At 71.4% G+C, this 16447-nt stretch carries 11 protein-coding genes; 10 read left to right on the top strand and 1 reads right to left on the bottom strand.

Annotated elements, in window-relative coordinates:
• The first annotated feature begins 8 nt into the window (after positions 1–8).
• From mycP to CP974_RS22840, 6 genes are all read left to right on the top strand, one after another.
• A complete protein-coding gene (gene mycP, locus CP974_RS22815; protein WP_031129739.1) occupies positions 9–1277 on the top strand; it encodes a type VII secretion-associated serine protease mycosin in 1269 nt (422 codons plus the stop codon).
• A 187-nt stretch (positions 1278–1464) separates the two neighbouring features.
• On the top strand, positions 1465–1899 hold the full coding sequence (locus tag CP974_RS22820; RefSeq protein WP_031129737.1) for a DUF2563 family protein: 435 nt from the start codon (positions 1465–1467) through the stop codon (positions 1897–1899).
• A gap of 3 nt (positions 1900–1902) precedes the next feature.
• On the top strand, positions 1903–3609 hold the full coding sequence (locus tag CP974_RS22825) for a hypothetical protein (RefSeq protein WP_031129735.1): 1707 nt from the start codon (positions 1903–1905) through the stop codon (positions 3607–3609).
• A 27-nt stretch (positions 3610–3636) separates the two neighbouring features.
• Complete coding sequence (locus tag CP974_RS22830) at positions 3637–4893, top strand: S8 family serine peptidase (protein WP_031129734.1); 1257 nt, start codon at positions 3637–3639, stop codon at positions 4891–4893.
• Positions 4894–4968: 75 nt separating this feature from the next.
• Complete coding sequence (locus tag CP974_RS22835; protein WP_031129733.1) at positions 4969–5328, top strand: WXG100 family type VII secretion target; 360 nt, start codon at positions 4969–4971, stop codon at positions 5326–5328.
• 62 nt (positions 5329–5390) lie between these two features.
• Positions 5391–5690: a WXG100 family type VII secretion target gene (locus tag CP974_RS22840; RefSeq protein ID WP_031129731.1), complete on the top strand. Its 300-nt coding sequence runs from the start codon at positions 5391–5393 to the stop codon at positions 5688–5690.
• Between the two features lie 288 nt (positions 5691–5978).
• On the opposite strand, the gene CP974_RS22845 is transcribed toward CP974_RS22840, so the two are convergent.
• Complete coding sequence (locus CP974_RS22845; RefSeq protein ID WP_031129729.1) at positions 5979–9953, bottom strand: type VII secretion protein EccC; 3975 nt, start codon at positions 9951–9953, stop codon at positions 5979–5981.
• Positions 9954–10216: 263 nt separating this feature from the next.
• Here CP974_RS22845 and eccD point away from each other — a divergent pair, with 263 nt between their 5' ends.
• From eccD to CP974_RS22865, 4 genes are all read left to right on the top strand, one after another.
• Positions 10217–11719, top strand: coding sequence for a type VII secretion integral membrane protein EccD (gene eccD / locus CP974_RS22850; protein WP_031129728.1), 1503 nt, complete (start codon positions 10217–10219; stop codon positions 11717–11719).
• A 242-nt stretch (positions 11720–11961) separates the two neighbouring features.
• Positions 11962–12252: a 30S ribosomal protein S15 gene (gene rpsO / locus CP974_RS22855; RefSeq protein ID WP_023586232.1), complete on the top strand. Its 291-nt coding sequence runs from the start codon at positions 11962–11964 to the stop codon at positions 12250–12252.
• Positions 12253–12811: 559 nt separating this feature from the next.
• Positions 12812–15040 carry a polyribonucleotide nucleotidyltransferase gene (locus CP974_RS22860; protein ID WP_031129727.1) on the top strand — a complete coding sequence of 743 codons (2229 nt, stop codon included), beginning with the start codon at positions 12812–12814 and terminating at the stop codon, positions 15038–15040.
• Positions 15037–16416: a M16 family metallopeptidase gene (locus tag CP974_RS22865; protein WP_031129725.1), complete on the top strand. Its 1380-nt coding sequence runs from the start codon at positions 15037–15039 to the stop codon at positions 16414–16416. The genes CP974_RS22860 and CP974_RS22865 overlap by 4 nt, the downstream gene beginning before the upstream one ends.
• Positions 16417–16447: the final 31 nt, after the last annotated feature.

Below are 16447 nucleotides of genomic sequence, written 5' to 3' on the forward strand. Positions count from 1 at the left end.
CGTACGCGATGAGCACGAACAGTCCCGGTACGGGTTCCGGTAGGGACAGGCGCCGGGCCGCCGCCCTGGCCGCGGCGGCCTTCCTCGGCGTCACCCTGCCCGCCCCGCCCGCCGCAGCCGACACGCCCGGCCAGTGCACGTACCCCGCCAAGCCGTACGAGGGCCGCCCCTGGGCGCTCCAGCGGGTCCTGCTGGACGAGGTGTGGAAGCAGTCCACCGGCAAGGGCGTCCGCGTCGCCGTCATCGACACCGGTGTGGACATCGCGCACCCGCAACTGAAGCCCGCCGTGGACGTCGGGAGCGGGATCAACCTCATCCCCAAGGACGCCGAGGACGAGAACGGCAACAAGGTCGAGCGCGGCAAGGAGGACGGCACCACCGACACCGTCGGCCACGGCACGAAGGTCGCCGGGATCATCGCCGCCCGCCCCATGAAGGGCACCGGCTTCGTCGGCCTCGCCCCGGACGCCACGATCATCCCGATCCAGCAGAACGACGCCGACGGCAACGGCACGGCAGGCACCCTGGCGACGGCCATCCAGCACGCCATCGACGAGGAGGCCGACGTCATCAACATCTCGCAGGACACGGCCAACGCCATCGAGCCGACGCCGCTCCTGAAGGAGGCCGTCCAGAAGGCCCTGGACAAGGAGATCGTCGTCATCGCCTCGGCCGGCAACGACGGCCTCGACGGCAACGTCAAGAAGACCTACCCGGCCTCCTACGAGGGCGTCCTCGCCGTGGCCGCCTCCGACCGCAACAACGAGCGCGCCGCCTTCTCGCAGTCCGGCGACTTCGTGGGCGTCGCCGCCCCTGGTGTGGACATGATCACAACTGTGCCGGGCGGCGGCCACTGCGCCGACAACGGCACCAGCTTCTCCGCCCCGTACGTGGCGGGGGTCGCCGCGCTCATCAAGGCCAAGCACAAGGACTGGACGCAACGGCAGATCGTCGCCCAGATCCAGCAGACCGCGGAGCGCTCGGTCGCCGGCCACGACCGGCTTGTAGGGTGGGGCGTCGTGGATCCCGTCCGGGCCCTGACGGAGGACGAGAAGCCGATCGAGGCCCCGGTCGCCCACGAGGGCGTCACCAAGGCGGAACCGCCTACTCCGGCCGAACTCCACCTGGGCGAGACGCCCGAGCAGCGCAACGCCCGACTCGCGACGTACGTCGTCGTGGGCGGCGGCGTCCTCGTCGCCGCCATCGCCGGCACCGCGGTCGCCCTCCGTGACGCCCGTCGCCGCAACCGTACGACGGCGCGCCCCGCCGGCGGGTGACGGTGTCCACGCGATCCGACCGCAACCGGAGTGCCGTTCTCCGGCGTCAAGCCGTAAGGCGCGCCATGGGTAAGGCACTTGGGACTGTCGGAGGCACTGGATAGAGTGGCACGCGTGCGATCGGTGAACAGGGCAAGAGTTCGATCGCAATGCGTGACAGCAGGAACAACGGGGAGGGACACGGGTCATGGCCGACCTTGAGCGCGGCGCAGGCGCGCTACGGAGTTTCCAGTCCAAGATCAACGCGCTTCTGACGGACTTCGAGACGGGCCCCGGCGGCCCCCAGAAGGTCGCCGAGCACACCATCGAGCGCGGGTCGTTCAGCGGTACGAGCCTGCCCTTCGGCGAGGCGGACGGCTTCTTCACGCAGTACGCCCGTGTCCACAAGGAACTGGTGTCCCTCTCCAAGCTGCTGGCCGACCAGATGGAGCTGCTCCGCCTCGGCGCCCGCGCGGCCGACGTCGGCTTCGACAACGTCGACGAGGACACCCGCCGCCGCTTCCACGCCATCCAGGCACGGCTGGACACGGCGATGGAACAGCGCGAAAAGCAGGACCAGAAGGCCGAGGCGCCGGACCAGCCCCGCACGGACATGCCGAACGTCTCGAAGGACCTGGGGTAAGCCATGGGAACCGAAGAGAAGAACCTCACCCCCCAGCAGCAGCAGTCCCAGGATGCTGCCAGCATCCAGTCGACGTTCACCGCCACGGACCGGATGGAGCGCATCTCCGCCCAGTTCGCCCGCATCGGTTTCGGCCCGGGCAGCGGCCCCGGCGGCTTCTTCGGCAAGACCAACTTCGAGAACGCGCCGCTCAACGCCATGCTCGACCTCCTGGAGGCGGCCAACCCGTCCGACCTCGAGGCCGCGGGCACGGCGCTGGAGTCCGCCCGCAAGGCGCTCAACGACGCGGCCCGCGACCTGAAGAAGGACGCCGCAGCCGTGGACCTGAAGGGCGAGGCGGGCACGGAGTTCCAGCGCTTCGCCTCCGACCTCGCGGCCTACACCTACAACCTGGCGAGCTTCGCCAACATCGTGGGCGCGCAGATGAAGGTCGCCAGCACGGGCCTGGCCTCCGTCCGCAACGCCCGCCCGCCCCGCGACAACCGCCCCGACCCGAAGAAGCCCACGGACTTCCCCCCATCGGAGCGCACGGCGGACAACGAGGACTACCAGAAGGCCCTCAAGGCGGAACGCGACCGCCAGGAAGCCATCAACCAGCTGAACCGCCTGGCCTCCTTCTACGCGGTCTCCGAGTCGACCCTGGCGTCCCAGGAACCCCCGAAGTTCCCGGAACGGTTGAAGGCGGCGGTGCCTCCGCCTACACGAAGCTTCGACGGTGGCGAGATGAGGAGTGGTGCGGGTACCGCTACTTTGGGGTCCGCGCGAGCTGAGGGGCCTCAAGGCGCTTACCAGAGACTTCCGGAAGGTAGCGCGCCTACCGGTGGCGCCCACACGAGTGCTCTCGGTGTGACGCCGCCGGCCTCACCTCCGACCCTGGACCCGTCGATGCAGATCGACACCATCGCGCCCCCGGCTCCACCGGTCACCGCTCCGGCGACGCCTCCGCCCACGCCGACCGCACCCGCGACGAGCGGCAACCCGTTCACTCCTCCGCCGATGACCCCCGGTCTCCCGGCCACAGGGAAGGGCCCGTCCACCGGCCGGAACCAGGGCGGGCCCGCCGTCCCGCGTACCGCAGGTCCCCAGAGCACCAGCCAGGTGGGCCGTCCCGGCGTTCCCGGAAGCCCGAAGGTGACACAGGGGGGCCCCGGACAGCCGGGCCGGCCCGCCGGTCCCGGCCAGTCGAACGTGGTCGGCCGTCCGGGCACGCCGGGTGCGCCCGGAGCTCCCGCCGCCGGGCGGCAGAGCACGGTCGGCGGTCCGGCGGCGAACAACATGGTGGGCCGTCCGGGCACCCCCGGCACCCCGGCTACCGGACGTGCAGGTGGACCCGGGACGCCGGCGGCAGGTCGGGCCGGCACGGGCATCGTGGGCGGTACGCCGCAGCCCCGTTCGGCTCCGGGTGGGGCCGGCGGCTCCCGCATTCCCACCGGCACGGTGATCGGCGGACAGGGTGCGCCGCAGGGCCGCCCGTCCGCCGCACGCCCTGGTACGGGAAGCGTCATCGGAGCCCATCCCGGGGCAGCCGCACGTTCGGCGGGCCGAGGGACTCCCAGTGTGAACGGCGTGGTGGGCACCCCGCGTTCCCAGCGCGGCAAGGGACAGAAGAACGAGGAACAGCCCGGCTCGGAGCGCCCCGACTACCTGGTCGAGGACGAAGAGACGTGGACGTCCCGACGGCGCGGCGCCGTTCCGCCGGTGATCGACTGACCACAGGAAAGGTGCAGGGGAGCCAGGATGACAGCAGGAACGACGCGGCGACTGCGGCGGCGGGTCACATGCGCGGTCGCGCTGGTCGGTGCGTGGGCCATCGGCTTCGTCGGCCTGGCTCCGGCCGCTGCGGCGGAGGACATCCGCGCGAAGCAGTGGTACCTGGACGCGATGCACGTCGACAAGATCTGGCAGAAGACCAGGGGCGAGGGCATCAAGGTCGCGGTCATCGACTCGGGCGTCAACCCGTCCACGCCCTCGCTCAAGGGCCAGGTACTCAAAGGGCTCGACGCGACTGAGGTGGACGGCAAGACTGATGACTACTCTGGCCATGGAACCACCATGGCCGAGCTGATCGCGGGCACGGGGAAGGGTGGAGGTCTCCAAGGCCTTGCTCCAGGCGCCAAGATCATCCCTTACCGTATTGCGGCCGATGACGTCAAGCGGCGCAAGAACAACTGGGATGCCGAAGACGCCATCCGCGCCGCAGCCGACAGTGACGCGAAGATCATCAACATGTCCTTCGGAGGTATCGGCAAGACCGACCGGATGATGGAAGCCGCGAAGTATGCCCAGAGCAAGGGCAAGCTCATGTTCGCCTCGGTAGGCAACACCGGCAACAAGGAGAACACGCGTCAGTACCCTGGTGCCCTTCCGGAGGTTGTAGGGGTTGCCGGTACCGACCCCGAGGGCCGGGTCGGCAAGTACTCCACGCACGGCGACATGGTTGACATCGCGGCTCCGGGCAGTGGCATCCCTCAGTGGTGCGATGCCACATTCACGCGCTACTGCGATGTCGACGGCACCAGCGCCGCCACCGCCATCGCCTCCGCCACCGCAGCCCTGATCTGGTCGTACCACCCGGACTGGACCGCGAACCAGGTCCTGCGCGTCATGCTGGAAAGCGCCGGCAAGGGCGAGGGGTGGAAGCCCGGCACCACGAGCAACTACGTGGGCCACGGCGTGGTCCGCCCCGGCGCGCACATCAACCGCGGGCTCGGCAAGCCCGGTGACCCGAACGTCGACCCGCTGACGAACGAGAACTCCGCAGCGCCCGGCGGCGGTTCGTCCGCGACACCGGCGGCGCCCGCCACGCCCGGCACGTCTGCACCAGCTTCGTCACAAGCCCCGCAGGACCAGGCCACGCCGGCCCAGGCCGTGACAGGCTCCAGCGGGGAAACCGGGGGCGGGAGTTCCCTCGGTCTCGTCCTTGGCGGCGCCGCAGTCGTGGTCGTCGTCGCGGGGGGAGCGTTCTACTTCGCCCGCAAACGCCGTACGGCGTAGCGGCAGGAACAAGCCGCCCGCACCCGACGGTGGAGATCCGACCCACCGGGGAACCTCCAGAGAGGAACACATCGCATGGCAGTGCAGAAGGTCAATGGCGTAGCGCTGACGAAGCTCCAGGGCGAGCTGACGCGCCAGTTCGACGACGTGAAGAGCCAGCTCTCGGCCCTGCAGGGGACGATCGACAGCCTGGAGGGCCGCTGGGCCGGTATCGGTGCCGGCGCCTTCAACGTGAAGCAGGACGCGATCAACCGGAACATGGTCGGCATCGGCAAGCTCCTGCTGAAGTTCCAGGAGGCCATCGAGGCGGCCCGTACCATCGCCGGCAACACCGACACCGAGGTCGAGGCCGCCCTCCGCGGTGTCGACGTGGTGGACGGCTACTCGGGTGACGCCGCGACCGAGGCCCGCACCTCGAACCTCGCCAAGTACTGACCTCTTCCGGCCGTGCACCGCTGGCGGCCGACTCACCACAGCACGAACCGGTTGGAGGACCGATGGCTAACAACGACGGCACCATGATCGTCACTTACGCGAGCCTGCAGGAGGCCGCGAGCACGATCGAGCAGCAGGCGAAGCGGCTCAACATCAGCCTGGAGGCCATCCAGGCCAAGATCGCTTCGCTCCAGGAGCTCTGGCAGGGCGAGGCCCGCGAGGCCTACAAGACGGCGCAGACCGACTGGGACCGCCGCGCCAGGGAGATCCACCAGGCGCTGAACCAGATCGCCAGGGCGGTCCGCGAGGCCGCTCCGGCCTACCAGCAGGGCGACAAGAAGGCCGCACAGGGCTTCATGTAAGCAGTAGCGGTACCAGCCGGGCCACCGGCGGCCGGGGGCGGACACGCGCGGGAGGTGTCCGCCCCTTCCGCGTGCCCGGCCCCACCGCACGCGGGTACCCAGGGGACTCACCGACGCCCGGACAACGCGGTTTGTGCGGGGCCCCGCCCGGAAGGGCCGGACGCAGGCTGTGCGTCCCCCGCCCGCTCCACCACGCAGCCGCCCGCCCATGAGCACCGCGAAGCGGCTCCCGGACAGACGGAGGGGGCGCCCGCCACCCGGCGGGCGCCCCCTCGGCGCGCCAGACCCTTACCGCGCGTCCGGCGGCATCAGGCCCGTCTGCACCAGCGGGTTGCCGCGCTGGCGGGAGACGAAGACGCCGCGGCCCGGCGGCATCGGCCGGGGGCGCACCCCGCCGAGGACGTCGCCCTCCTGCGGGTCACCCGACAGGATCACGCCCTGCGCGCCCAGCTCCATCATGCGCTGCATGAACGGCTCGTACGCCGAGCGGCTCGCGCCCGCCGAGTTCCGGGCGATGATGAACCGCACGCCCACGTCCCGCGCGAAGGGCAGCAGTTCGGTCAGCGGCGCCAGCGGGTTGCCGCTCGACGTCGACACCAGGTCGTAGTCGTCGACCACCACGTACACCGTCGGGCCCTGCCACCAGCTCCGGTCGCGCAGTTGCTGTGCCGTGACGTCCTCCGACGGGGTACGGCGCCGCATCAGCCCCGACAGGGCCTCCACGTGGTGGTCCATGTTGTTGGACATCGGCACGTACTCCGCCAGGTGCGTCCGCGGGGTGACGTCCAGCAGCCCGCGCCGGTTGTCGATCACGAACAGCTTGCAGTCGTCCCCGTCGTACCGCTCGCTCAACTGCTTGATCAGCAGCCGCAGCAGGTTCGTCTTGCCGGACTCGGTCTCACCGACGACCAGGAAGAACGGGTCGCGCTCGAAGTTGACGAACACCGGCGCCAGGTTGTTCTCGTCGATCGCGAAGGCGACGCCCCGCTCCGGGTGCGCGAAGCCCGCGGGCAGGTTCGCTGCCGGCAGCTCGCGCGGCAGGAGGCGTACCTGGGGCGCACCGGGCAGGGTCCAGTGCCGGGACACCTCCTGCGCCATGGCCGCCGTCGCCTCCGACAGGTCGCTGTCCGAGTTGATGCCGTCGATGCGCGGCACCGCCGCCATGAAGTGCAGTTTCTCCGGGCTGAGGCCCCGCCCGGGCACACCGGGCGGCACGTTCTGCGCGACGCGGCGGTCCAGCTCCGAGTCCATCGGGTCGCCGAGCCGCAGCTCCAGCCGGTTCATCAGGTGGTCCTTGAGATTGGCGCGCACCTCCATGGACCGCGACGCGGTGAGGACCAGGTGGATCCCGTAGCCGAGACCGCGCGCGGCGATGTCCATCACGAGGTGCTCCAGGCCCTCGTAGTCCGTGCGGAAGTTGCCCCAGCCGTCGATGACGAGGAACACATCACCCCACGGCTGTTCCTGCACGGAGATGTCGCCGCGCTCCCGCAGCCTCCGGTACGTGGCGATCGAGTCGATGCCGGCGCTGCGGAAGAACTCCTCGCGCCGTGACAGGATCCCGTACACCTCCGCGACCGTGCGCCGCACCCGCTCCGGGTCCAGGCGCGAGGCGACCCCGCCCACATGCGGCAGTCCGGCGATCGACGACATGCCGCCGCCACCGAAGTCGAGGCCGTAGAACTGCACCTCGTGCGGGGTGTGCGTCAGCGCGAACGCCGAGATGATCGTCCGCAGCAGCGTGGACTTGCCGGACTGCGGGCCGCCGACGATCTGCATATGGCCCGCCGCGCCGGAGAAGTCCCGGTACAGCGTGTCGCGCCGCTGCTCGAACGGCTTGTCCACCACGCCCACCGGTACGACGAGCCGGCCCGCGCCCTCGAAGCCGGGCTGCGTCAGACCGCGCCCCCGCACCTCGGCGAGGCCCGGCAGCAGCTCGTCCAGCGGCGGCGGGTTGTCCAGCGGAGGCAGCCACACCTGGTGGGCCTCCACACCGCGGCCTTCCAGCCGCCGCACGATCACGTCCAGCACGGTGTCGGCGAGCGCGTCGTCCTCGGCCGGAGCGCTCTCCGCCCGCACCGGCCGCGCCGCGGGCTGCACGTACCGGATGGGCACCGGCGCCGCCGTGAAGGGCACCGGCCGCCGGTCCACCGGCAGGGGACCCCCGACCGAGGCCAGCGCCTGCGCGTTCGACCGGTACACCCCGGACACGTACGCCGCCTTGAAGCGCACCATCTCGTCCGTGCCGAACTTCAGGTATCCGGAGCCGGGCACGTTCGGCAGGTGGTAGGCGTCCGGGACGCCGATCGCGGCGCGCGACTCGGCCGTGGAGAACGTCCGCAGACCGATCCGGTACGACAGGTAGGTCTCCAGACCGCGCAGCCGGCCCTCCTCGAGCCGCTGCGACGCCAGCAGCAGGTGCACGCCGAGAGACCGGCCGATACGGCCGATCTGCACGAACATCTCGATGAAGTCCGGTTTCGCGGTGAGCAGTTCGCTGAACTCGTCGATGACGAGGACCAGCGAGGGGATGGGCTGGAGCGGGGCGCCGGCCGCGCGCGCCTTCTCGTAGTCGTGGATGTTGGCGTAGTTGCCCGCGTCGCGCAGCATCTCCTGGCGGCGGTTGAGCTCGCCGCGGATGGAGTCGCCCATGCGGTCGACGAGGGTCAGGTCGTCCGCCAGGTTGGTGATGACGGCGGCGACGTGCGGCATCTGCGACATGCCCGCGAAGGTGGCGCCGCCCTTGAAGTCCGCGAGGACGAAGTTCAGCGTCTCCGACGAGTGGGTGACCGCCAGGCCCAGCACCAGCGTCCGCAGCAGCTCCGACTTGCCGGAGCCGGTCGCTCCCACGCACAGACCGTGCGGGCCCATGCCCTCCTGCGCGGCCTCCTTCAGGTCCAGCATGACCGGCGAGCCGTCCTCGCCGACACCGATCGGCACCCGCAGCCGCTCCGACTGCGACCTCGGCCGCCAGGTGCGGCTGACGTCCACCGACGCGGCGTCGCCCAGGTTCAGCAGGTCGGTGAACTCCAGGTTGGCCAGCAGCGGCTCGTCGTCGTCGCCGCCCGAGGCCATCCGCAGCGGCGCCAGCTGACGGGCCAGCGCCTCGGCGGCCTCCAGGCTCAGCCCGTCCGGCGTGCCCTCGTAGACGATCCCGTGCCCCGACTCCAGGCGCAGCTCGCCGGGGCGGACCACCACCGAGAGCTGGCCGCGCGCCCCGGCACCCTCACCCCGCACGACCTCCACGATCGTGACGCCCTGCAGGCCCTCCGCGGCGGCCAGCGGCGACATCGGCGGCACGGTCTGCCCGTCCAGGACCACCACGACGTGCGGCTGGTCCAGCAGTGGGTGGTCACCGCCCTGGAACCGCGGCCGGCCCTCCAGCAGCCCGGCGAGCAGGTCCTGGAGGTCCATCGGGTCCGTCGTGATCAGCCGCCGTGACCCGGCACCGTCCACGGCGCCCCGCGCCTGCGCGTGCGGCAGCCACTTGGCCCACTCCCACGCGGACGCGGCGTCCTGGCCGGTCGCGATGGCGACGACCAGGTCCTCCGGCGACTGGAGCGACGCCAGCGACGCGACCATGGCGCGCGCGGACGCCCGTACGGACTCCTGCTCGCCGCTCACCGTCACGTGGTAGAAGGACCGCAGCGAAACCGCCATCGGGAGCCCGTCGAGCGTGCCGTGCGTCGACAGGAACTGCCGCATCGCGCCCGCCGTCAGCGGCTCCAGGTCGTCCACCGGCGCCGTCTCGGGGGCGATCAGCGGTGTGGCGAGCTGCTGACTGCCCAGGCCGATCCGCACCTGCCCGAAGTCGGGGTCGGCCACGCGCCGCTCCCACACCCGGCTGCCCTCGGCGACCAGCGCCCAGAGCTGCTCGGGGGAGGGGTGCAGGTAGAACTGGGCGTCCCGCTGCAGCCGCGCGGTCCGCAGTACCGCGCGGCGGGTCTGGTTCAGGTACTTGAGGTAGTCGCGCCGCAGGTCCGCGAGCTGTCCCTGGGTGCCGCGCCGGTAGCGCACCAGCATCGCGATGCCCATCGCGAGGGTCGACGCGATCATCACCATGCCCATGATCCGCATGATCGGATTCGGGGTCATGAAGAAGAACACGACGGAGCCGCCCATGCCGAGCATCGGCAGAATCTGCATCAGCGCGCCCTCCTGCTGCCCCCGGGGCAGCTCGGGCGGAGGTTGCAGCTGCACCTGCTCGTCGGGCACTTCGGACGGCAGGACCCGTGGTGGGCGCTTGACGACGATCTGACTCACAGCTCACCAATTCCCTTGCCGGACGGAAATGTTCCTATCGGCGCCCCCGTGGCGACGGGTTCCATCCGCGGTTGGGGATCCTACTTGCGTGGGGGGTGACGGCCGGGCGGTAGGGTGACGCGACGGATTCCGCGGAGCTGCGAACTGCCGCGGGGCGAGGGACATTCGGAGCGCGGGCAGGCACTCCGGCCGCGACGGCGGGGGCACATCGCCGTCCACACCCGAGAAGTCACGCATTTCACGAGGGGAAGCAGCAGGTGAGCATGACGGCCCAGGCGGCGGCCACCACGACCGGTCACCCGGCTCCCGCGACGCCGGCCGGCGGCGGAACCGGCTTCTGCCGCGTCACCGTCGTCGCGCCCGACGGACGTGTCGACGTGGCGCTGCCCGAGGACATCCCGGTCGCCGACCTCCATCCGGAGATCCTCCGGCTGTCCGGCCAGAGCCCCGTCGAGGGCGGTCCGGTCGGATACCACCTGGTCCGCCGCGACGGCACGGTCCTCGACTCGGCCAGGTCGCTGGCCGCCCAGCGCATCCTCGACGGCGAGCTGCTGTCCTTGCGGCCGTTCGCCGAGTCGCTGCCGCCCGCCGTCTTCGACGACGTCTCGGACGCCGTCGCCTCCGCCGTCTCCCGCGACCGCCGCTTCTGGACGGACGCACTCATGCGGGGCTCCGGCCTGTTCGGCGGCTCCGTACTGCTGGTGCTGCTGGCCTTCGTCCTGTGGCAGGCCGACCCGCGCCACGACATGCACGGTCTGCCCGGCATCCTCGCCGGCGTCGCCGCGGTGCTCCTGCTGGCGCTCGCCTGCGTCCGGGCCCGCGTGTACGACGACCGGGGCTCGGCCGTCGCCCTCGGCCTCGGCGCCATGGCGAACGCCGCGGTCGGCGGCTCCGGGCTGCTGTCCGTCGCCGCCGGGCAGGGGCCGGGGCGGCTGCAGTTCCTGCTGGCCTGCGCGGCGGTCCTGGTCACGGCGCTCGTCCTGATGCTGGTGTCGCCGTCGGGGGACGGGCCGTTCGTCGCGTTCGTCCTCGCCTCGGCCGTGGGGCTGCTCGTGACCTTCGTCGCCACCCTGACCGGCATGACCCCGGTGGAGACCGCCGCCGTCTGCCCGCCGCTCGCCGCGGGCGCGCTCGCCTTCCTCCCCGGCCTCTCCACCCGCTTCGCCCGGCTCCCCATCGGCTTCGACCCGCCCCGCACCAGCGTCGGCGGGTACGACGGCGGTGAGGGCGCCCCGCAGGGTCCGGTCGACTCCGCCCGCATCGCCGCCCAGGCCCGCCGCGGCCATGAACTGCTCCTCGGCCTCGTCGGCGGTTGCGCTCTGGTCGCCGTCACCGCCGCAGGCGTCCTCGGCTTCTCCGACAACCTCTGGGGCCAGCTCCTCGCCCTCGCCACGGGCGCCGCGATGATGATGCGCGCCCATCTCTTCCGCTACTCCGCCCAGGTCGGCTGCGCGCTCGCCGCCGGCCTCGGCTCCCTCGTCCTGCTCGGCCTCGGCCTGTGCCTCAACCCGCCGGAGAGCGTTATCCGCGCCGCCCTGCGCGGTGACGGCGGGCCGCTGGACATCCGTACGGTGTGGCTCGCCGCGGCCGTGGCCCTGATCGCCGCGCTGATCGTCGCGATCGGGCTGATCGTGCCGAACAAGGGCGTCACCCCGTTCTGGGGCCGCTTCCTGGAGATCGCCGAGGGCTTCTTCCTGCTCACGCTGGTCCCGCTCTGCCTGGCGGTCTTCGGCGTGTACCACTCCATCCGCGCCCTCACGTCCTAGCCCCCGGCCTCTCCGGCCCCCGCCCCACCCGTCGGCCTCCCCGCCTCCCGCCGGCCGGCCCGCCGCCCCCGGCCCGGCGCGTCCGCGTGGGCTGGTACGCTGTGTGACGGCCGTTTGTGTACGCGCCCCCGGAGCATCTGGGAGCAGCGCTCATCGAGCCTTCGCCTCCGAGTCACGGAAGCCCCCCTGAGACCAAGACCAGGGGCACTCGCGGGCGCATCGAACACCAAGAGGAGTACCGAGTGTCTCTCGACGCCGCCACGAAGAAGCAGATCATGGCCGAGTTCGGCACCAAGGAGGGCGACACCGGCTCCCCCGAGGTCCAGGTCGCGCTGCTCTCCCGCCGCATCTCGGACCTGACCGAGCACCTCAAGACGCACAAGCACGACCACCACTCCCGCCGGGGTCTGCTGATCCTCGTCGGCCAGCGCCGCCGCCTGCTGCAGTACCTGGCCAAGAAGGACATCCAGCGCTTCCGCGCGCTGGTCGACCGCCTCGGCATCCGCCGCGGTGCGGCCGGCGGCGCCAAGTAAGTCGCCGTGAGGGGAGCGGTTCCCGACGACAGGGAGCCGCTCCCTTTGCCGTACACGGGAGTCCGCCGCCTTCCGGCGGAGTCCACCGGGCCCGGAGTCCGGGGGCGCCCACCAGGAGCCCCCGGCATCCACCGGGAGCCCCTCGGCCGACCGGCGGCGACCGGCAGGGCGCCACGGCGGCCGACCGCAGGCGACCGCATGCGACCGACTGTGATCGACGGTGGTCGCGGATGACAGCGGGTGTACGTCCCCGCCGACCGGAAATGCGATCCTGGGCACCGGCTCAGTAATCTGGTCGCACAACGACACAACGAACGCGCCATGACGCGGAACGGCACCCGACCGGGTGGCCCGACGCCCATGGCAAGAGGAGAGGCCGCCTCGCCGCCGCCGGTCCTCGGTAGTGGCCCCCGGGCCAGCCCACGGGACGAGATCCCCGGGCGCACCCGGGTGCTTCGATCGAAGACCGGCCCGCACACAAGGCGACTCCTCTCCACCCCCGTCCCGCGCCACACGGGCGCCGGGGCGAAAAGACGACAAGCAAACGGAGAAACCGCTGGTGGAGAACGAGACCCACTACGCCGAGGCCGTCATCGACAACGGCTCCTTCGGCACCCGCACCATCCGCTTCGAGACGGGCCGCCTGGCCAAGCAGGCCGCCGGCTCCGCCGTCGCGTACCTGGACGACGACACCATGGTGCTGTCGGCCACCACCGCGTCCAAGAAGCCCAAGGACCAGCTCGACTTCTTCCCCCTGACGGTCGACGTCGAGGAGCGGATGTACGCGGCCGGCAAGATCCCCGGCTCCTTCTTCCGCCGGGAGGGCCGGCCCTCCGAGGACGCGATCCTCACCTGCCGCCTGATCGACCGGCCGCTGCGCCCCTCCTTCAAGAAGGGCCTGCGCAACGAGATCCAGATCGTCGAGACGATCATGGCGCTCAACCCCGACCACCTCTACGACGTGGTCGCCATCAACGCCGCCTCCTGCTCCACGCAGCTCGCCGGCCTGCCCTTCTCCGGCCCGATCGGCGGCACCCGCGTCGCCCTGATCAAGGGCCAGTGGGTCGCCTTCCCGACGCACAGCGAGCTCGAGGACGCCGTCTTCGACATGGTCGTCGCGGGCCGCGTCCTGGAGGACGGCGACGTCGCGATCATGATGGTCGAGGCCGAGGCCACCGAGAAGACCATCGAGCTGGTCAAGGGCGGTGCCGAGGCCCCCACCGAGGAGGTCGTCGCCGCCGGCCTCGAGGCCGCGAAGCCGTTCATCAAGGTCCTGTGCAAGGCCCAGTCGGACCTCGCCGCCAAGGCCGCCAAGCCGGTCGGCGAGTTCCCGGTGTTCCTCGACTACCAGGACGACGTCCTGGAGGCGCTGACCGCCGCGGTGAGGAACGAGCTCTCCCAGGCGCTCACCATCGCCGGCAAGCAGGAGCGCGAGGCCGAGCTGGACCGCGTCAAGGAGATCGCCGCCGAGAAGCTGCTCCCGCAGTTCGAGGGCCGCGAGAAGGAGATCTCCGCCGCGTACCGCGCGCTGACCAAGAAGCTGGTCCGCGAGCGCGTCATCAAGGACAAGGTCCGCATCGACGGCCGCGGCCTGACGGACATCCGTACGCTCGCCGCCGAGGTCGAGGCCATCCCGCGCGTCCACGGCTCCGCGCTGTTCGAGCGTGGCGAGACCCAGATCCTGGGCGTCACCACCCTCAACATGCTCCGCATGGAGCAGCAGCTGGACACCCTCTCCCCGGTGACCCGCAAGCGCTACATGCACAACTACAACTTCCCGCCGTACTCCGTGGGTGAGACCGGCCGCGTGGGTTCGCCCAAGCGCCGCGAGATCGGCCACGGCGCCCTCGCCGAGCGCGCGATCACCCCGGTGCTGCCGACGCGCGAGGAGTTCCCGTACGCGATCCGCCAGGTGTCCGAGGCCCTCGGCTCCAACGGCTCGACGTCCATGGGCTCGGTCTGCGCCTCCACCATGTCGCTGCTGAACGCCGGTGTGCCCCTCAAGGCCCCGGTCGCCGGCATCGCCATGGGCCTGATCTCCGAGGAGGTCGACGGCAAGACCCACTACGTCGCCCTCACCGACATCCTCGGTGCCGAGGACGCCTTCGGCGACATGGACTTCAAGGTCGCCGGTACGAAGGAGTTCGTCACCGCCCTCCAGCTCGACACCAAGCTGGACGGCATCCCGGCCTCCGTCCTGGCCGCGGCCCTCAAGCAGGCCCGCGACGCCCGTCTCCACATCCTCGACGTGATGATGGAGGCGATCGACCGCCCGGACGAGATGTCCCCCAACGCCCCGCGGATCATCACCGTCAAGATCCCCGTGGACAAGATCGGCGAGGTCATCGGCCCCAAGGGCAAGATGATCAACCAGATCCAGGAGGACACCGGCGCCGAGATCACGATCGAGGACGACGGCACCATCTACATCGGTGCCCAGGTCGGCTCGCAGGCCGAGGCCGCCCGCGCCACGATCAACGGCATCGCCAACCCGACCATGCCGGAGGTCGGCGAGCGCTACCTGGGCACGGTCGTCAAGACGACCACCTTCGGCGCGTTCGTCTCGCTCCTGCCGGGCAAGGACGGCCTGCTGCACATCTCGCAGATCCGCAAGCTCGCCGGCGGCAAGCGCGTGGAGAACGTCGAGGACGTGCTCGGGGTCGGCTCCAAGGTCCAGGTCGAGATCGCCGAGATCGACCAGCGCGGCAAGCTCTCCCTCATCCCCGTCCTCGCGGACGAAGAGGGCGCCGAGAGCGCCGAGGACGCAAAGGACGACACCGACAAGTGACGTCCCGTAGTCTCCGGACGACGGCCCGCACCTCCTCGGAGGCGCGGGCCGTCGCCCGTACCCAAACGCTTCTCCCCGGCAAGGACGGCATCGGCACGGTCCGCCGCACCACCCTGCCGGGCGGCCTGCGCGTCGTCACCGAGACGCTGCCCTCCGTACGCTCCGCCACCTTCGGCATCTGGGCCCACGTCGGCTCCCGGGACGAGACGCCCACGCTCAACGGCGCCACGCACTACCTGGAGCACCTCCTCTTCAAGGGCACGCGCGAGCGCAGCGCCCTGGACATCTCCGCCGCGATCGACGCGGTCGGCGGCGAGATGAACGCCTTCACGGCGAAGGAGTACACCTGCTACTACGCGCGGGTGCTCGACACGGACCTGCCGCTCGCCATCGACGTCGTCTGCGACATGCTGACCGGCTCGCTGATCCTCGCCGAGGACGTCGACGCCGAGCGCGGCGTGATCCTCGAAGAGATCGCGATGACCGAGGACGACCCCGGCGACGTCGTGCACGACCTGTTCGCGCGGACGATGTTCGGCGACACCCCGCTGGGCCGCCCGGTCCTCGGCACGGTCGACACGATCAACGCGCTCACCCGCGACCAGATCGCCCGCTTCTACAGGAAGCACTACGACCCGACGCACCTGGTCGTCGCCGCCGCGGGCAACGTCGACCACGCCACCGTCGTCCGCCTCGTCCGCCGCGCCTTCGAGAAGGCCGGCGCCCTGACCCGTACCGACGCCGTCTCCCTCGCCCCGCGCGACGGCCGCCGCGCCATCCGCACGGCCGGCCGCGTCGAGGTGGCCGCCCGCAGGACGGAGCAGGCGCACGTCGTCCTCGGCATGCCCGGCCTCGCCCGCACCGACGAGCGCCGCTGGGCCCTGGGCGTGCTGAACACCGCGCTCGGCGGCGGCATGTCCTCCCGCCTGTTCCAGGAGGTCCGCGAGAAGCGCGGCCTGGCCTACAGCGTGTACTCGTACACCTCGGGCTTCGCCGACTGCGGCCTCTTCGGCGTGTACGCGGGCTGCCGGCCCAGCCAGGTCCACGACGTCCTGGGCATCTGCCGGGACGGGCTGGACCGGGTCGCGGCCGAGGGGCTGACCGACGACGAGATCGCCCGCGCCATCGGCCAGCTCTCCGGCTCCACCGTCCTCGGCCTGGAGGACACCGGGGCCCTGATGAACCGCATCGGCAAGAGCGAGCTGTGCTGGGGCGACCAGATGTCCGTCGACGACATGCTCGCCCGCATCGCCGCCGTCACCCCCGACGACGTGCGCGCGGTGGCCTCCGAGCTCCTCGGGCAGCGGCCGTCGCTCGCGGTGATCGGCCCGCTCAAGGACAAGCAGGCGGACCGCCTCCACACGGCCGTCTCCTGACCCGCTGCCCCGCCCCTCCGACCGATTCCCG

The sequence above is a fragment of the Streptomyces fradiae ATCC 10745 = DSM 40063 genome (genome assembly GCF_008704425.1).
Classification (GTDB): domain Bacteria; phylum Actinomycetota; class Actinomycetes; order Streptomycetales; family Streptomycetaceae; genus Streptomyces; species Streptomyces fradiae.